Raw genomic sequence first — 15,501 nt, forward strand, 5'->3', positions numbered from 1 at the left:
TCCTGTCGGTGGATCTGCCGTATTCCATTGAAAGGTAATCAATTCGAAATGCCCGACAACAGTTCGTACCTGGTCGTCCCTTCGGCCGCACTGTGGCTCTCCATTCTCGCAATTGTCGGTATTTTATGCATCGCGCTTGCGGTGGTGGTGTCACGGGCGCATCGGGCCAGAAACACGAAGCGCGCCAGTCTCGAACCAGGACCCGTTCGCGGTCCATTGCCGGAATTCGAAAAGAACGGGCAATCCGCGACCGCCGCGCTCGTCCAATGGTCGCCGGAAACTCTGCGTCACATTTTGGCGAAGGAACTTCCCGATGCGCAGGTGATCGTGGTTTCAAATCGCGAACCCTACATTCATAACCGCAAGGGGGACGATATCCAGCTGGTCGTGCCTGCCAGCGGGCTGGTTTCAGCGCTGGAGCCGATTACGCGCGCCTGCGCTGGCACATGGATCGCCTATGGCGGCGGTTCGGCCGATGCGCTTGTCGTCGATGAAAATGACCGCGTCGAGGTGCCGCCTGAAAACCCTTCCTACACGTTGCGCCGCGTCTGGCTGAGCGAGGAAGAACAGCAGGGCTATTATCTCGGCTTTGCCAATGAAGGGCTCTGGCCGCTCTGCCACATAGCCTTCACCCGGCCGATATTCCGCGCCTCCGACTGGGAGGCCTATGAGACGGTCAACCGCAAATTCGCCGACACCGTCGTGGCGGAGGCCCGCAACGAGCGGCCCATCGTGCTGGTCCAGGACTATCACTTCGCGCTGTTGCCGCGGATGATCCGGGAGCGCCTGCCGGAAGCGATCATCATCACCTTCTGGCACATTCCGTGGCCGAATTCCGAGGTGTTCAGCATCTGTCCATGGCGCGAGAAGATTCTCGAAGGACTGCTGGGCAGTTCAATCGTCGGCTTTCACACCCAGTTCCATTGCAACAACTTCATCGACAGCGTCGACCGCTTCCTGGAGAGCAGGATCGAGCGTGAGGATTCCGCCATCTCCTATGGCGGCCAGATCAGCCTGGTTCACGCCTATCCGATTTCAATCGAATGGGAGCCGCCGCATCTGGGCAAACTGCCTGCCGTTGCAGAATGTCGCCAGCTCATTCGCGAGAAATTCGGCCTGGCCGAGAACGTCAGGCTGTGCGTCGGCGTCGAACGCCTCGACTACACCAAGGGCATCCTCGATCGTCTCAACGCACTCGATGAGCTGCTGACACTGCATCCGGAATGGATCGGCAAGGTCGCGTTCCTGCAGATCGCCGCGCCCAGCCGCGGCACCTTGCCTGCCTATCAACAATTGTATGAGGAATGTCTGCGCCATGCCGAGGATATCAACGAGCGCCATGGTCGTGAAAACTATACCCCTGTGGTGCTGGTGACCGAACATCACTCGCAAACGGAGGTGTACGAGATTTACCGGGCCGCCGACGTCTGCATGGTCACCAGCCTTCACGACGGCATGAACCTGGTTGCAAAGGAGTTTGTCGCGGCCCGCGAGGATGAACAGGGCGTGCTGATGCTCAGCATGTTCGCCGGCGCGTCGAAGGAATTGCTGGAGGCGCTGATCGTCAATCCCTACGACGCGGCGATGATGGGCGACGCCCTGCTGCAGGCCTTGACCATGTCACCGGAAGAGCAACGTCAGCGCATGCGACGCATGCGCGAGGTCGTGCGCGAAAACAATGTCTATCGATGGGCGGGCAGCATGCTGTTCGATGCGGCGCGCCTGCGCAAGCGGGATGCGGTCGATCGTGCCGTCAGCGCCGCCCCACGTTCTTCTGGTCCCAGTTCTCCCGGCAATGTGATATCGCTGCTCGACCGCAAGCGCGTGGCGGCGCTGTGATGTCGGCATTGTCAAACTTGCCCGAACCCAAAGTCCCGCAGGATGCGTGGGCCTTGTTCCTCGATATCGACGGCACGCTTCTCGAACATGCCGCGCATCCCGATGCGGTGGTTGTCGGCGATGAGTTGCGGACGCTGTTGACGCGGCTCGAATTGCAATTGGACGGAGCTCTGGCGTTCATCACGGGACGGTCGATCGCTGCTGTCGATCATCTTTTCCAGCCCCTCAGATTGCGCGCCGCCGGGCTTTACGGTCTTGAGCACAGGCTCACGCGTGATGGTCCGGTCGAGGCGGCGGGAGAGCCGGCCGACATTGCCGCGCTTGCCGAGGAGATCGAAGCGGAGCTGGATAGTGCGGACGTCTATATCGAGCGCAAGGGCCCGATCCTGGCAATCCACACACGAGCGGCACCGCACTTGTTGCAGGGCGCGACGCAACTGGTCGAGCAGGCGCTGGACAGGTTGCCCGTGGGGTATCGGGTGCTGGCCGGCAATGCCGGCGTCGAATTGATGCCGTTGGAGGCGGCGAAGGGAGCGGCAATCAGGCGCTTTTTGGATCTGCCGGCTTTCGAGGGGAGGCGGCCGGTGTTTCTGGGCGACGACACATCCGACGAGAATGGTTTCGAGGCCGTCAATGAGATGGACGGCATTTCGATCCGGATAAAACCGCGCGGACCGACAGCGGCGCGCCATGCGCTGGCCGACGTCGGCGAGGCTTTGGCTTGGCTGGGTGCGGTGAGCCAGAGCAACTTGGATGGATCGACCGGTCTGATCCATCCCTGAACCGAAGGAGTCGGCGATGACCCAATTCACCAGTCTCATCCAGGAGATGATGCCTGCTTGGCTACGCCGGCGCTCGGTCCCGAATGCGCACGAGAGCGAGCCGAGTTTGGATCCGTCGCGCCCGCGGGACGCGGACGAGGTCTGGCGCCAGTTTGTCCAAAAGGATCTCTTTGGCGCCGACACACAGGATCACGCCGAGGCGGAGGATAAAAAGACCGACCGCCACTGAGGGCGGGTTAGCCGTCCCCGAAAACCAGCGAAACATTGCCGCCGGCGTGGCGTTCAAGGCGGCCGGCGAGGTCGAGTTCAAGCAGCACCATGAAAACCTGGGCGGGGTGCAGGCCGGTGTGACGGATGATCTCGTCGACCGGCACCGGCGTCGGCCCCAGCGCTTCGATCACCTTGGCCCGGTCGCTCTCGCCTGGTGGCGCCGTGGCCGAAAAGTCGGGCGGGTCTTCAAACGGCGGCGGATCAGGTGTTCGCATGCCGGTCAGCGGAAGGATCGCCCTGGAGATGTCCGAAGCCTCGGTGACCAGCGTCGCTCCATCCTTGAGCAGGCCGTTGGTACCGGCGGCGCGTGGATCGAGCGGGGAGCCAGGCACGGCAAAGACCAGTCGGCCCATCTCGCCGGCAAGCCTGGCGCTGATCAGCGAGCCTGAGCGCTGCGCAGCCTCGACCACGACCAATCCAAGGGCGGCACCGGCGACAAGGCGGTTGCGGCGCGGGAAATCCTGGGCGCGTGGCTGCCAGCCGAACGGCATTTCCGAGATGATGGCGCCACGCTCGGTAATGTCATCGCACAGGCCGGTATTTTCGGGCGGGTAGGGCAGGTCGAGGCCACCGGCGAGCACTCCGACCGTGCCGGTCAAGAGACTGCCCTGATGCGCCGCCGTGTCGATGCCGCGCGCCAGGCCGGAGATGATGCCATAGCCGTCTCCTGCGAGATCGGCTGCCAGCATGCGCGCCATCTTGATGCCGGCAAGCGATGCGTTGCGGGCGCCGACGATCGCAATCCCCGGCAACCGGAACACCGCTGCGTTACCCTTGACCGCCAGCAGCGGCGGCGGATTGTCCATGCTGCGCAGCAGCGGCGGATAGTCTGCCTCGCCGATGCCGACAAAGCGTGCACCGATCCGCCGCGCGGCCTCCATCTCGGTCTCGGCTTGGGCCAGGGAAGGGATGCGCACGATTCGGTTGGCGCCACCGGAAATCATCAGTTCCGGCAGCATTTCCAACGCGACCTCGGCCGAACCGAAACGGTTGATCAGGTCGCGAAAGGAGGCCGGGCCGACATTCTGGGTGCGGATCAGCCGCAACCAGCTCAGCCGCTGGCGATCGGTGAGACGCGGCCCGGCGGCCGGTTCGCTCACCCCTTGGCTCCGATCTTGCCTTCGGTGCCGGCAATCAGCCGCGAAATGTTGGCCCTGTGCTTGATGAAAACGATGATGCTCATCACCACGAACAGCGCTGCAACCTGGGGTGTGCTCATGACGTAGAGGGCGATCGGGACGACGACGGCCGCCGTCAGCGCTGCCAGTGAGGAGAAGCGAAACAGAAAAGCCATCACCAGCCAGACAACGGCAAAGATCAGCGCCACCTGCCAGGCGAGGCCGATCAGCACGCCGAGATAGGTCGCGACGCCCTTGCCTCCTTTGAACCCCAGCCATGCCGGAAACAGGTGCCCCAGAAAAGCGCCAAGGCCGGCCCAGACCGCTGTTTCAGGCGCGAAATGGCCTGCTATCAGCACGGCGGCCGTGCCCTTCAGCGCGTCAAGCAGCAAGGTCGCGGCGGCAAGCCCCTTGTTGCCGGTGCGCAGCACATTGGTGGCGCCGATATTGCCGGAGCCGATCTTGCGCACGTCACCGAGGCCGGCCGCGCGGGTAAGCAGCAGGCCGAACGGAATTGAGCCCAGCAGATAACCGAACACCAACGCCAGGATCAGGCCATAAGTCATTGTTTCCCCCGCATTTCCCCCGGCCATGCTCCATGTCGCATGGCTATTGCCGGCTCAGGCGGAAAACACTGTGCGGCCCGCCACCAGCGTTTGCAAGACCTTGCCTTGCAGGCGTGCGCCTTCGAAACAGGTGTTTTTCGAGCGCGAGCGGATGCCGCTTTCACTGACGATCCAGGGTTCATCGAGATCGACAAGCGCCAGGTCGGCTGCCGCGCCCGGCTTCAGCGTGCCGCCGGGCAATCCGAACAGCCTCGCCGGCGCGGTGGACAAGGTTTCGATCAGCCGGAGCAAAGGCACATCGCCATTGTGGTAGAGCCGCAAGGCGGCGCCCAGCAGGGTTTCGAGGCCGATGGCTCCGGCCGCGGCGTCGGCGAAGGGCAGGCGCTTGGTGTCGACATCCTGCGGATCATGCGAAGAGACGATGACATCCACCGTACCGTCCTTGACCGCCTCGATGACAGCCAGCCGGTCTTCCTCGGCGCGCAGCGGCGGCGTCAGGCGGAAGAAGGTGCGGTATTCGCCGACGTCGTTTTCATTGAGCGACAGATTGTGGATCGACACGCCCGATGTCACTGCCGCTCCGTCGGCCTTCGCCCGTGCCATGGCGCTTGCCGCCATTGCCGTCGAGATCTTCGCGGCATGGTACGAACCCCGCGTCAGCCGCGCCAGCGCAAGGTCACGCTCGAGCGGGATGGATTCGGCTTCACGCGGAATGCCGGAAAGGCCGAGCCAACTGGCATACAGGCCTTCATTCATGACGCCCGATGACCCAAGGTCGGCATCCTGCGTTTCATGGACGATGGTGGCGCCGAAATCGCGCGCGTAGGTCAGCGCTCGGCGCATCACCAGCGCGCTCGATATGGTATGCCGGCCATCGGTGAAGGCGACCGCGCCGGCCTCGCGCAGCAGGCCGAACTCCGTCATCTCGCGCCCGTGGAGGCCCTTGGTGATGGCTGCGGCCGGAAAGATGTTGACGACGGCCGTATCCTTGGCGGTGCGCAACACGAATTCGACCAGCGCCACATTGTCGATCACCGGGTCGGTGTCGGGCATCATGACGATCGACGTCACTCCGCCGGCGGCCGCGGCGACACTCGCCGAAGCGATGGTTTCGCGATGCTCGCCGCCCGGCTCGCCGATGAAGACCCGGCCATCGATCAAACCTGGCATGATCGCCTTGCCGGCGCAGTCGATTGCCGTGGCGCCTTCGGGGACGCCCTGGTTCAGCGCCGCCTTGCCCGCGGCAACGATTTTCTTGCCATCGACTATGACGGAGCCGACTTCGTCGATGCCGCGCGAAGGGTCGACGATGCGAGCGCGTTCAAAGACAGTCGTGCTCATGCGCCGCGACCCTCTTGATTGCGGCCCTCTTGATTACGACGGGGATCAAGCAGCGCTTCCATCACCGCCATGCGCACGGCGACACCCATTTCCACCTGTTCCTGGATGACGCTTTGCGGGCCGTCGGCGATTTCGGAGGCGATCTCAACACCTCGGTTCATCGGGCCGGGATGCATGACCAGCGCGTCATCCTTGGCCGCCTTCAGCTTCTCGGTATCAAGGCCGAAATAGCGGAAATATTCGCGCACCGACGGCACGAAGGCGCCTTCCATGCGCTCGCGCTGCAAGCGCAGCATCATCACCACATCCGCGTCCTTCAGGCCTTCCGCCATCGAGCGGCAGACGATCACGCCCATCCTGTCGATGCCCGAGGGCAGCAGCGTCGAGGGTGCCACCACCCGCACCTGTGCGCCGAGGGCGTTGAGCAGCATGATGTTGGAGCGCGCCACGCGCGAATGCAGGATGTCGCCGCAGATCGCCACGATCAGCTTCGACAGCGGACCCTTGGCGCGGCGGATGGTGAGCGCGTCGAGCAGCGCCTGTGTCGGGTGTTCATGCGCGCCGTCGCCGGCATTGACCACCGAGCAACCGACCTTCTGCGCCAGAAGGGCCGCCGCGCCCGCCGACTGGTGGCGGATGATCAATATGTCGGGCCGCATGGCGTTCAGCGTCATCGCGGTGTCGATGAGCGTCTCGCCCTTCTTCACCGAGGAACTCGCCACCGACATGTTCATGACATCGGCGCCAAGCCGCTTTCCAGCCAGTTCGAACGAGGACTGCGTGCGGGTCGAGGCTTCGTAGAAGAGGTTGATCTGGGTGCGGCCGCGCAGCGTCGAGGTCTTTTTCTCGGACTGCCGCGAGATCGCGACCGCCCGATCCGCCCTGTCGAGCAACAGCTCGATGTCGGCGGGCGAAAGATCGCTGATGCCCAGAAGATGGCGGTGAGGATAGAGTGGCAGGGACGAAGCGTCGGTCATCTCAAGGGGCTGCTATAGGGTGCGGATTTCGCGCCCGCAAGCACCCGCTTTGCATTGACGCCGTTCTCCCCGGTATTTTCGTCGCGCGGGCAGCAACGCTTGGCTATATCTAGCCGATGGCCTCGGATTCGAGGCTTTCCGACGATAAGGCCTTTCTAGAAGGATTGGGCGTGACCGACGACGTAACGAACCAGCCGCCGCCGCTGACGGGCGGCAACGCCTGGCGAGGCGATCCGTTGCTGATCCAGCTTGCCGAGCGCTTTTCCGATCCGGTGCGCAAGGATCTCGACGGGCTTGGCCGTTTCGTGCTCACGCAAGAAGCGCAGGAACTGGCGCGCCTCGCCAATGTCGAGACGCCAAAACTCAGGACGCACGATCGCCAGGGACGGCGCATCGACCTGGTCGAATTCCATCCGGCCTACCACGCGTTGATGCGCCGTTCGGTGGCCAACGGCCTGCACTCCTCGGTCTGGGAAAATGGCGACGCCGAGATTGGCCGCCGCCATCAGGTGCGGGCCGCGCGTTTCTACCTGACGGCGGAACTCGAGACCGGGCACCTGTGCCCCATCACCATGACCAGCGCCTCGCTGGCGGCATTGATGGCCAGCCCAAAACTGTTTCGCGAATGGGCGCCGCGGGTGACGACGCGCAAATACGACCAGAGCCAGAAGCCGCCGGTCGAGAAGACCGGACTGACGCTCGGCATGGGCATGACCGAGAAACAGGGCGGCACGGATGTGCGTGCCAATGTGACCAGGGCGGAACGCGTCGGAAGCGGATTCTACCGCCTGACGGGACACAAATGGTTCATGTCGGCGCCGATGTCGGATGCCTTCCTGGTGCTGGCGCAGGCGCCGGAGGGGCTGTCGTGCTTCCTGGTGCCACGTGTGCTCGGCGACGGGTCGGGCAATGGCTTTCGCTTCCAGCGGCTGAAGGACAAGCTCGGCAACCGCTCCAACGCGTCTTCCGAGGTTGAGTTCGTCAACGCCATCGGCGAGATGGTCGGCGAGCCCGGCGCCGGCGTCAAGACGATCATGGACATGGTGACGTTGACCCGGCTCGACTGCGCGGTGGCGTCTTCGGCGATCATGCGGGCGGGGCTGGCCGAAGCGATCCATCATGCCCGCCATCGCCAGGTGTTCGGAACCAACCTGATCGAGCAACCGCTTATGCAGCGCGTGCTGGCCGACATGGCGCTCGATGTCGCCGCGGCGACCGCGCTGTCATTCCGGCTGGCGCGTTCCTTCGACGAGGCGGCGAGCGACCGCGGCGAGGCGGCGTTCGCCCGCGCCATGACGCCGGTCGTCAAATACTGGGTCTGCAAGATCGCGCCGCCGCTGCTTTACGAGGCGATGGAATGCCTTGGCGGCAATGGCTATGTCGAGGAAGCTCCACTCGCCCGCTATTACCGTGAAGCGCCTGTCAACGCGATCTGGGAAGGATCGGGCAATGTCATGGCGCTCGACGTGCTGCGCGTGCTTGGCCGCGCGCCTGGCCTTTTCGAAGAGGTGCTGGGCGGCATCGACCGCGACCTCGGCGCCGGCGGGCGCGGCACGATCGGTGTTCTGAAGGCGGCCATGCAGGTGGCTTCGACCGACGAGGGCTCGGCCCGGCTGCTTACGGAACAGCTTGCGCTGTCGGCGGCGGCCGCCGAGTTGCGCCGGCTGGGGGCAGGGCGGATCGCCGATGCTTTCGTCGAGACGCGGCTCGCGGGCCAGTGGCGCAATACCTACGGTATGCTCGATTCGCGTCACGATGCGCGCATGATCATCGATACGCTCTATCCGCCGGTGAATTGAAGGAGATGTCGTTCGCCGAGGGCGTTGCCGACCCCCACCGTCGCCGTTAACCTTAACAAATGGTTTCCGTTGCGGTGACGAACCGCAAAGCCCACTGTCATTCCTGTCGAAGCAGGAATCACGATGCGACACGTATTGACCTCCTTTCTGTCGGTGCACTGGGCGATCGTTTTCGCTCTGCTCGCGCTGATCTGTATCGATGGAAATCGAGGCGTGGCGGCGGCTCTTGGCGTACTCGGCGTGACCGTCGAGAGCGCCCGATTGATCAATCTGGAGAACATCGTCGTGATCGCTCCGCTGGCGACCGCATTGCTGGTCGTGGCGGTGCTGTTCTTCTGGGCCTTTGTCGATACGCTGATCAACGACGCGTCCAGCCCGGGTGCCGACAGCGTCGTTCGCATCGCCTTTATTTCTGCTTCCGGCGTGATGTCGATGATCCTGATCGGCGGCGCTGCCCAAGGCATCAACGGTCTGTTCATGGTGGTGGCTGTGCAATTGGCCGCACTCCTGGCCTCCTATGTCGCGATGCTCGCCGAGCGGCGTTCGGCAGCCGCGTTGGATGAGGACGATTTCCACGCCACGGCGCACAGCATGGCGAAGGCCGCGGCGCATAATTCGCTGCTCTCCCTGATATCGGGTCGGACTGGCTCGAACGGAAAGGGAGGCCGCTGATGCGTTACATCTTCGGAATGTGGGCCGCCCCGATGGCAATTTTCTGGGGCTGGTTCTATCTGTCGGCCAACGACATCAATTTCGGCTACGTCATGTTCAGCCGGCAGACGCACGACTTCTTCTTCCAGCTCTACGGCCAGATTCTGGGCATCGACCCATCGATCATCCCCGGAATGGTGGCGAAGACTTGCGTCTTCGACGGGCTTCTGCTGACGGCCTTGTGGGCATTCCGCAGGCGTCGCGAGATTTTGGGCTGGGTCAGCCGGCGCTGGACGGGTCCGGTTCGGTTCGATCGGCTGCATCGAGCGACTGAAGCCGGTCCAAAACTCCCTGCAGAATAAAGGCGGCTGCCGCCGAATCGATCTTGCCGGCGCGTTTGGCGCGCGAGAAGTCCATTTCGATCAGCGTCCGTTCGGCCGCGACCGTCGATAGCCGCTCATCCCAGAACACGAAGGGCAGGTCGCTCAGTTGCGCCATGTTGCGCACGAAGGCGCGCGATTTCTGGGCGCGTGGGCCTTCGGATCCGTCCATGTTGATCGGCAGTCCGATCGCCACCGCGCCGACATTCTCCTTCTCCAGCAACGCCAGAAGGACGGCGGCGTCGAGCGAGAATTTCTTTCTGAGGATGACCGGGCGGGGATGAGCGAAGGAGAACCCCCGGTCGGAAACCGCGACACCGATCGTCTTGTCGCCGAGATCGAGCCCTGCCAGGGTCCTGCCGTCGGCGAGGCGCGCCGGCAATTGCTCAATCGTGATGACAGCCAACGGTTTCCCTCGTCTTTTCGGTAGCACGCGTCTTTTCGAATGCGCGGCGGACACTATACCCTTTGATCTCGGGGCTAGCGGCGTTCTATCCTCTGGCTCGACAAAAATCGAGGAAATGCATTGATGAAATTGACCTGGTACGGCCACTCGGCGTTCCGCATCGAAACCGGTGCCGCGAAAATTCTGATCGACCCTTATTTGATCGGCAACCCGTCCTGGACCGGCGGTTGGGAAGAGCCTGCCGAAGGGATCACGCATGTTCTTTTGACACACGGGCACAGCGACCACATCAGCGGCGCGCTGGAAGTGCTCGGCAAGAGTGGCGCTCAACTGGTCGCCAATTTCGAAATCTGCATGTACCTAGTCGGCAAGGGCGTCAGCGACAAGAAGATCAATCCCGGCAACATCGGCGGCACGGTCGATTGCGGCGGCTTCACCACCACCTTTGTCCAGGCGCTGCACTCCTCCTCGTTTGGCGAAGATGGCGGCAGGAACGTCTATCTCGGCAATCCGGGCGGGCTCGTCCTGCATTTCCCGGATGACCGCACGCTCTATCATATGGGCGATACCGATATCTTTTCCGACATGGCGCTGATCAACGAACTGCACGAGCCGAAGATCGGCATTGTCCCGATCGGCGACCGCTTCACCATGGGCGGCGCGGTGGCGGCCCTTGCCTGCCGCCGCTTCTTCAAGTTCGACACGGTTGTCCCTTGCCATTTCGGCACGTTTCCGATGATCGATCCGACGCCTGAAAAGTTCGAAGCCGGCTTGGAAGGGTCGGGCGTCAAGGTCGCGTTGCCGAAGATTGGCCAAGCGATTACCCTATAGAAACAACGAAAGCGGAACAAATCCATGGCGTTGGGGCGATCTCTTTGCGTGTCGATGGTTGTCGCCGCGTCGCCCGCGCTCGCCGCCGATGATTTCATCGACGGCGTCTATATGCAGTCCGAGGAGCTTTGCGGGCAGGCCAGGAAGGAGACGCTGCAGGCGCTTATCGATGCCGGCAACATCGTGCTTTCGGTGCATGGCCTGCAGGGCGTCGAATATAGCTGCGAGTTCGTTCAAGTCAGCAAGGCGACGCGCTCGCCGAGCTGGGCGGTGACAGCCATCTGCCAGGAACCGGGCTACGTCTTTCCGGATGTCCTGTCGGTGACGCGGATCAGCCCGACGCAGCTCGATCTCGTCTCGGTCCGCCCCATCGACGATGAGAGCGAGGCGAGCGGTAACAGCGGCAGCTATCATCTGTGCGAGGGCGTTGCCCTGCCATGAAGCTGTTTGCCCGATTGTCGGCTGGCGCATGTTGCGCGCCGCGCGCCGCGCCGCTATAGCGCGATCTGGTTTTTCCCGAGGCAAATACATGTCCGTTGATGTCAAGACAGTGAAGCGCGTCGCGCATCTCGCCCGCATCGCGGTGAGCGAGGAAGATGCCGAGCGCATGACCGGCGAGTTGAACGCCATTCTGGGCTTCGTCGAACAGTTGAACGAGGTCGATGTTTCCGGTGTCGAACCGATGACCTCTGTGACGCCGATGGAGATGAAGAAGCGCGCGGATGTCGTCACAGACGGCAACAAGGCGGCCGACATCGTCGCCAACGCACCGGCGACCGATGAGAATTTCTTCCTCGTGCCGAAGGTCGTGGAGTAAGGCGCCGATGGCAATCGAGATCGCCATCGAGACGCCGCTGCAGGACGACGTGCGCGGCCTGGTGAGGGAGCTCAACGAAACCTTGCTCGAATTGACGCCGCCGGAGCATTGCTACCATCTGACTGTCGAGCAGATGGCGGGGCAGGACACAACGGTTTTCATCGCTCGCGACAATGGGATCGCCATTGGTTGCGGCGCGCTGAAGCGGCATGGCGACGCGATCGGTGAGGTCAAGCGCATGTATATCAGGCCTTCGCATCGCGGCCGCAAGATCGGCGCCGACGTCGTTGAGCGGCTTGAGGCGCTGGCGCGCCATGAAGGATTGAAGCGGCTGGTGCTGGAGACCGGTGACCGCCATCCGGCCGCCTGGACCGTCTATGAACGTGCCGGGTTCTCGCGCTGCGGGCCGGTGCTGGATTATCCCGATTCCGAGTGGTCGGTGTTTTACGAAAAGAGCCTATGATGAGCGACCTGACCCGACTGACGATTTCGCAGGCCCGCGCCAAGCTGCGCGGCAAGGAAATCACCGCGACCGAGCTGACTGAAAGCTATCTCTCGGCGATCGATCGCGCCAATCCGGCGCTCAATGCCTATGTCGCTGTGACCGGAGACAAGGCACGCGAGATGGCCAAGACGTCGGACGCCAGGCTGCTCAAGGGCGAGGGCGGTGCTCTGGAAGGCATTCCGCTTGGGATCAAGGACCTGTTCGGTACTGAAGGCGTCCATACCCAGGCCTGCAGCCATGTGCTCGACGGCTTCAAGCCGCGCTATGAATCGACCGTCACATCCAATCTGTGGGCCGATGGCGCGGTCATGCTGGGCAAGCTCAACATGGACGAGTTCGCCATGGGCTCGTCCAACGAGACCTCCTACTATGGCCCGGTCATCAACCCGTGGCGGCGTTCGCGCCTCGATACGGTGGTGATGCCGACGACACATCAAGGGGATGGCGGCTTCGTGTCGGCCGGCGGCACGAGAACCCAGCGTAGCCTGGACAATGCACAGCTGGTGCCGGGCGGCTCTTCCGGTGGTTCGGCGACCGCCGTCTCGGCCTTCCTGTGTGCCGGTGCGACGGCGACCGACACCGGTGGCTCGATCCGCCAGCCAGCCGCCTTCACCGGCACGGTCGGCATCAAGCCGACCTACGGCCGCTGCTCGCGCTGGGGCATCGTCGCCTTCGCCTCGTCGCTCGACCAGGCCGGGCCGATCGCTCGCGACGTGCGCGACGCTGCCATTCTTTTGAAATCCATGGCCTCGGTCGATCCGAAGGACACGACGTCAGTCGACAGGCCGGTGCCGGACTACGAGGCTGCGATCGGCAAGCCGATCAAGGGCATGAAGGTCGGCATTCCCAAGGAATACCGCGTCGAGGGCATGCCTGAGGAGATCGAGGCCCTGTGGCAGAAGGGCATTGCCTGGCTCAGGGATGCCGGCGCCGAGATCGTCGACATCTCCCTGCCGCACACCAAATACGCGCTGCCGGCCTATTACATCGTGGCGCCCGCCGAGGCGTCGTCCAACCTCGCCCGCTATGACGGCGTCCGCTACGGCTTGCGCGTGCCGGGCAAGGACATCGTCGAGATGTACGAGAAGACGCGTGCCGCCGGCTTCGGCCGCGAGGTCAAGCGCCGTATCATGATCGGCACCTATGTGTTGTCGGCCGGCTATTATGACGCCTACTACCTACAGGCACAGAAGGTGCGCAATCTGATCAAGCGCGACTTCGAAAACGTCTTTGCCGCCGGCGTCGATGTCATCCTGACCCCGGCTACACCATCCGCAGCCTTCGGCATCGCCGACGAGGACATGGCGGCCGATCCGGTCAAGATGTATCTCAACGACATTTTCACCGTCACCGTGAACATGGCCGGTCTGCCCGGCATTGCCGTGCCAGCCGGGCTCGACCCCAAGGGGTTGCCGCTCGGCCTGCAATTGATCGGCAGGCCGTTCGAGGAAGAGACATTGTTCCAGACCGCCGCCGTCATCGAGCAGGCGGCCGGCACATTCCAGCCGGAGAAGTGGTGGTAGGGGAATCGCTCGTCTGACGCATGAACCCGAAAATCGCGATCGATTTTCGGATAGGATCATGCGTGAAACTGAAGCATTACGGCGTCCTTGACGCTGTAAGGGTTGGGCGATGTTCTACTATCTTTCCAAGGTCTTTTGGTTCTTCATCCAGCCACTCAACCTGACAATCTTCCTGCTTTTGGCGGGGCTGATCGCGGGGATGATCGGCCGGCGGCGACTTGCCGTCACCGGTAGCGTGCTGGCGTTTCTGATCCTTGCGCTGTCGGCATGGACGTCGCTCGGCGCCATGATGCTCAATCCGCTGGAGGAACGCTTTCCCAAGCCGCCGCTACCGGAGAAGGTGGACGGCATCGTCGTGCTCGGCGGCGGCTTCGAAGGCGCTATCAACCTCGTGCGTGGCGGCCATGAATTGAACAGCAGCGGCGATCGTATGGTCGAGACCGCCATTCTCGCCCGGCGTTTCCCGCAGGCAAAAGTGGTGGTCTCCGGTGGAAACGGCTCACTGTTCTTCGATGGCGAAGGAGATGCCGACACGGCGCCGCGCCTGCTCGAGGCGCTGGGTGTACCGGCCGACCGTCTGATCCTCGAAGACAAATCCCGTAACACTTACGAGAACGCGGTCTTCAGCCGCGAACTGGTCAAACCCAAGCCGGGCGAGACATGGCTGCTGGTGACATCAGCCTTTCACATGCCTCGCGCCAAGGCGCTGTTCGACAAGGCCGGTTTTCCAACCGTTCCATGGCCGGTCGATTATCGCACCTCGGGCAAGGAATGCATCGGCCTGTTCCGAGACAACCCGTCCGACTCGCTGCAGGCGACCACGATGGCGGTTCGCGAGTGGATCGGACTTTTGGCCTATTGGCTTTCCGGGCGCATCGATCAGCCGTTTCCGGCGCCGGGCGGCTGACCGATGACGGCGCGCCGCGCCGCCGAGAAGAACTGGCGCCGCACCAGGACGGCCAGCAGCAGAAGCGTCGACAGCACGAACACCAGGGGATCGACGAACCAGCCGAGATAGCCGATCGAGAAGAACACGCCGCGCAGGCCCGAGTTGAAATGCTTGCCGGCCAGCATGTTCATCTGCGTCGCGCGCCACACGGCCGTTTGCGTGACCGGATTGCGCGAGGCTTCGCCATGCGGGATCGGCACCGCGCCGATCAGGATCGAGCAATAGTTGAACAGCCGGTAGGCCCAGCCGAACTTGAAGAAGGAAAAGGCGAGAATCAGCACCAGCCCCAGCACCTTGATCTGAAAAGCGGCTCGATCCGGCACGCCGCCCAGCGGGAGGTCGCTGAGAACCTCGATGACGCGGTCCGACGCGCCAAGCAGGGCGAAACAGCCGCCGAGCGCGATCAGCGAACTGGAGGCGAAGAAGGCGGTTCCCTGCTGCAGGCCGCTCATGATGGCGGTGTCGACGATGCGGATCTCACGCTCGGCCATGGTGCGCATCCAGGCCTCGCGCTGCGCATTCATGGCGGTCGTCAGCGACATGCGGCTAACCAGCTTGCCATCGGACGCGAGCGTGTGCAGCACCCACGCAAGGAGGAAAAAGCCAAGCGCCCCGAGATCGGCCGCCGACAGATAGGAGGAATCGCCCATGGTTGAGTTTACCATATCCCGCGCGATCGCTTCGATCGCCGCATACGGCGACAGTCAATCAATGTCGCTGCCGGAGCAAACAAGGTCGGCAGGTGCT

Annotated in this window: 18 protein-coding genes; 12 read left to right on the forward strand and 6 right to left on the reverse strand. The window is 63.2% G+C overall.

Features of this window, described 5'->3' with window-relative positions; genetic code table 11:
- The first annotated feature begins 48 nt into the window (after nt 1-48).
- From EN808_RS12130 to EN808_RS12140, 3 genes are read left to right on the forward strand one after another with little or no spacing between them, the layout of a single operon-like run.
- Nucleotides 49-1,839, forward strand: coding sequence for a trehalose-6-phosphate synthase (locus EN808_RS12130; RefSeq protein WP_135915882.1), 1,791 nt, complete (start codon nt 49-51; stop codon nt 1,837-1,839).
- Nucleotides 1,839-2,621 carry a trehalose-phosphatase gene (gene otsB, locus EN808_RS12135; RefSeq protein ID WP_135915883.1) on the forward strand — a complete coding sequence of 261 codons (783 nt, stop codon included), beginning with the start codon at nt 1,839-1,841 and terminating at the stop codon, nt 2,619-2,621. The genes EN808_RS12130 and otsB overlap by 1 nt, the downstream gene beginning before the upstream one ends.
- A gap of 16 nt (nt 2,622-2,637) precedes the next feature.
- Nucleotides 2,638-2,850, forward strand: coding sequence for a hypothetical protein (locus tag EN808_RS12140; protein ID WP_127278356.1), 213 nt, complete (start codon nt 2,638-2,640; stop codon nt 2,848-2,850).
- Between the two features lie 7 nt (nt 2,851-2,857).
- On the opposite strand, the gene dprA is transcribed toward EN808_RS12140, so the two are convergent.
- From dprA to EN808_RS12160, 4 genes are read right to left on the reverse strand one after another with little or no spacing between them, the layout of a single operon-like run.
- Nucleotides 2,858-3,991 (reverse strand): DNA-processing protein DprA, encoded by a 1,134-nt coding sequence (gene dprA, locus EN808_RS12145; protein WP_135915884.1) that lies wholly within the window; start codon nt 3,989-3,991, stop codon nt 2,858-2,860.
- Entirely contained in the window at nt 3,988-4,575 is a 588-nt protein-coding gene (gene plsY / locus EN808_RS12150) for a glycerol-3-phosphate 1-O-acyltransferase PlsY (RefSeq protein WP_135864584.1), read from the reverse strand. Before plsY ends, dprA begins: the two co-directional genes overlap by 4 nt.
- 54 nt (nt 4,576-4,629) lie before the next feature.
- A complete protein-coding gene (locus tag EN808_RS12155) occupies nt 4,630-5,916 on the reverse strand; it encodes a dihydroorotase (protein WP_135864586.1) in 1,287 nt (428 codons plus the stop codon).
- Nucleotides 5,913-6,893 carry an aspartate carbamoyltransferase catalytic subunit gene (locus EN808_RS12160; protein WP_135864588.1) on the reverse strand — a complete coding sequence of 327 codons (981 nt, stop codon included), beginning with the start codon at nt 6,891-6,893 and terminating at the stop codon, nt 5,913-5,915. The genes EN808_RS12155 and EN808_RS12160 overlap by 4 nt, the downstream gene beginning before the upstream one ends.
- A gap of 170 nt (nt 6,894-7,063) precedes the next feature.
- Here EN808_RS12160 and EN808_RS12165 point away from each other — a divergent pair, with 170 nt between their 5' ends.
- The 3 genes from EN808_RS12165 to EN808_RS12175 all read left to right on the forward strand — a co-directional run bounded on the left by EN808_RS12165 (nt 7,064) and on the right by EN808_RS12175 (nt 9,705).
- On the forward strand, nt 7,064-8,692 hold the full coding sequence (locus tag EN808_RS12165; RefSeq protein ID WP_135915885.1) for a DNA alkylation response protein: 1,629 nt from the start codon (nt 7,064-7,066) through the stop codon (nt 8,690-8,692).
- A gap of 123 nt (nt 8,693-8,815) precedes the next feature.
- Nucleotides 8,816-9,364 (forward strand): hypothetical protein, encoded by a 549-nt coding sequence (locus EN808_RS12170; RefSeq protein ID WP_135915886.1) that lies wholly within the window; start codon nt 8,816-8,818, stop codon nt 9,362-9,364.
- On the forward strand, nt 9,364-9,705 hold the full coding sequence (locus EN808_RS12175) for a DUF6105 family protein (protein WP_127278349.1): 342 nt from the start codon (nt 9,364-9,366) through the stop codon (nt 9,703-9,705). Before EN808_RS12170 ends, EN808_RS12175 begins: the two co-directional genes overlap by 1 nt.
- Here EN808_RS12175 and ruvX read toward each other — a convergent pair.
- The gene (gene ruvX / locus EN808_RS12180; RefSeq protein WP_135915887.1) at nt 9,623-10,129 is read right to left on the reverse strand and encodes a Holliday junction resolvase RuvX; all 507 of its coding nucleotides are present in this window, start codon (nt 10,127-10,129) and stop codon (nt 9,623-9,625) included. The genes EN808_RS12175 and ruvX overlap by 83 nt on opposite strands.
- A 123-nt stretch (nt 10,130-10,252) precedes the next feature.
- Between ruvX and EN808_RS12185 the strand changes: the two genes are divergently transcribed.
- The 6 genes from EN808_RS12185 (at nt 10,253) to EN808_RS12210 (ending at nt 14,712) form a co-directional block, all read left to right on the forward strand.
- A complete protein-coding gene (locus EN808_RS12185; protein ID WP_127872507.1) occupies nt 10,253-10,960 on the forward strand; it encodes a metal-dependent hydrolase in 708 nt (235 codons plus the stop codon).
- Nucleotides 10,961-10,984: 24 nt separating this feature from the next.
- On the forward strand, nt 10,985-11,401 hold the full coding sequence (locus EN808_RS12190) for a hypothetical protein (protein ID WP_135915888.1): 417 nt from the start codon (nt 10,985-10,987) through the stop codon (nt 11,399-11,401).
- Nucleotides 11,402-11,489: 88 nt separating this feature from the next.
- A complete protein-coding gene (gene gatC / locus EN808_RS12195) occupies nt 11,490-11,777 on the forward strand; it encodes an Asp-tRNA(Asn)/Glu-tRNA(Gln) amidotransferase subunit GatC (protein WP_127872505.1) in 288 nt (95 codons plus the stop codon).
- A 7-nt stretch (nt 11,778-11,784) separates the two neighbouring features.
- Nucleotides 11,785-12,240: a GNAT family N-acetyltransferase gene (locus EN808_RS12200; protein WP_135915889.1), complete on the forward strand. Its 456-nt coding sequence runs from the start codon at nt 11,785-11,787 to the stop codon at nt 12,238-12,240.
- Complete coding sequence (locus tag EN808_RS12205) at nt 12,240-13,805, forward strand: amidase family protein (protein WP_135915890.1); 1,566 nt, start codon at nt 12,240-12,242, stop codon at nt 13,803-13,805. Before EN808_RS12200 ends, EN808_RS12205 begins: the two co-directional genes overlap by 1 nt.
- Nucleotides 13,806-13,914: 109 nt before the next feature.
- Complete coding sequence (locus EN808_RS12210) at nt 13,915-14,712, forward strand: YdcF family protein (protein ID WP_135915891.1); 798 nt, start codon at nt 13,915-13,917, stop codon at nt 14,710-14,712.
- On the opposite strand, the gene EN808_RS12215 is transcribed toward EN808_RS12210, so the two are convergent.
- A complete protein-coding gene (locus EN808_RS12215; RefSeq protein ID WP_135915892.1) occupies nt 14,685-15,404 on the reverse strand; it encodes a DUF599 domain-containing protein in 720 nt (239 codons plus the stop codon). The genes EN808_RS12210 and EN808_RS12215 overlap by 28 nt on opposite strands.
- Nucleotides 15,405-15,501 lie beyond the last annotated feature (97 nt).

This window comes from Mesorhizobium sp. M8A.F.Ca.ET.165.01.1.1 (assembly GCF_004792065.1).
Classification (GTDB): Bacteria; Pseudomonadota; Alphaproteobacteria; order Rhizobiales; family Rhizobiaceae; genus Mesorhizobium.

Bases quoted from the DNA above. Each gene is read 5' to 3' on its own strand.
- EN808_RS12130 (WP_135915882.1), top strand. From the start codon at position 49: ATGCCCGACAACAGTTCGTACCTGGTCGTCCCTTCGGCCGCACTGTGG.
- otsB (WP_135915883.1), top strand. From the start codon at position 1,839: ATGTCGGCATTGTCAAACTTGCCCGAACCCAAAGTCCCGCAGGATGCG.
- EN808_RS12140 (WP_127278356.1), top strand. From the start codon at position 2,638: ATGACCCAATTCACCAGTCTCATCCAGGAGATGATGCCTGCTTGGCTA.
- plsY (WP_135864584.1), bottom strand. From the start codon at position 4,575: ATGACTTATGGCCTGATCCTGGCGTTGGTGTTCGGTTATCTGCTGGGC.
- EN808_RS12155 (WP_135864586.1), bottom strand. From the start codon at position 5,916: ATGAGCACGACTGTCTTTGAACGCGCTCGCATCGTCGACCCTTCGCGC.
- EN808_RS12160 (WP_135864588.1), bottom strand. From the start codon at position 6,893: ATGACCGACGCTTCGTCCCTGCCACTCTATCCTCACCGCCATCTTCTG.
- EN808_RS12170 (WP_135915886.1), top strand. From the start codon at position 8,816: ATGCGACACGTATTGACCTCCTTTCTGTCGGTGCACTGGGCGATCGTT.
- EN808_RS12175 (WP_127278349.1), top strand. From the start codon at position 9,364: ATGCGTTACATCTTCGGAATGTGGGCCGCCCCGATGGCAATTTTCTGG.
- EN808_RS12185 (WP_127872507.1), top strand. From the start codon at position 10,253: ATGAAATTGACCTGGTACGGCCACTCGGCGTTCCGCATCGAAACCGGT.
- EN808_RS12190 (WP_135915888.1), top strand. From the start codon at position 10,985: ATGGCGTTGGGGCGATCTCTTTGCGTGTCGATGGTTGTCGCCGCGTCG.
- gatC (WP_127872505.1), top strand. From the start codon at position 11,490: ATGTCCGTTGATGTCAAGACAGTGAAGCGCGTCGCGCATCTCGCCCGC.
- EN808_RS12200 (WP_135915889.1), top strand. From the start codon at position 11,785: ATGGCAATCGAGATCGCCATCGAGACGCCGCTGCAGGACGACGTGCGC.
- EN808_RS12205 (WP_135915890.1), top strand. From the start codon at position 12,240: ATGAGCGACCTGACCCGACTGACGATTTCGCAGGCCCGCGCCAAGCTG.
- EN808_RS12210 (WP_135915891.1), top strand. From the start codon at position 13,915: ATGTTCTACTATCTTTCCAAGGTCTTTTGGTTCTTCATCCAGCCACTC.
- EN808_RS12215 (WP_135915892.1), bottom strand. From the start codon at position 15,404: ATGGGCGATTCCTCCTATCTGTCGGCGGCCGATCTCGGGGCGCTTGGC.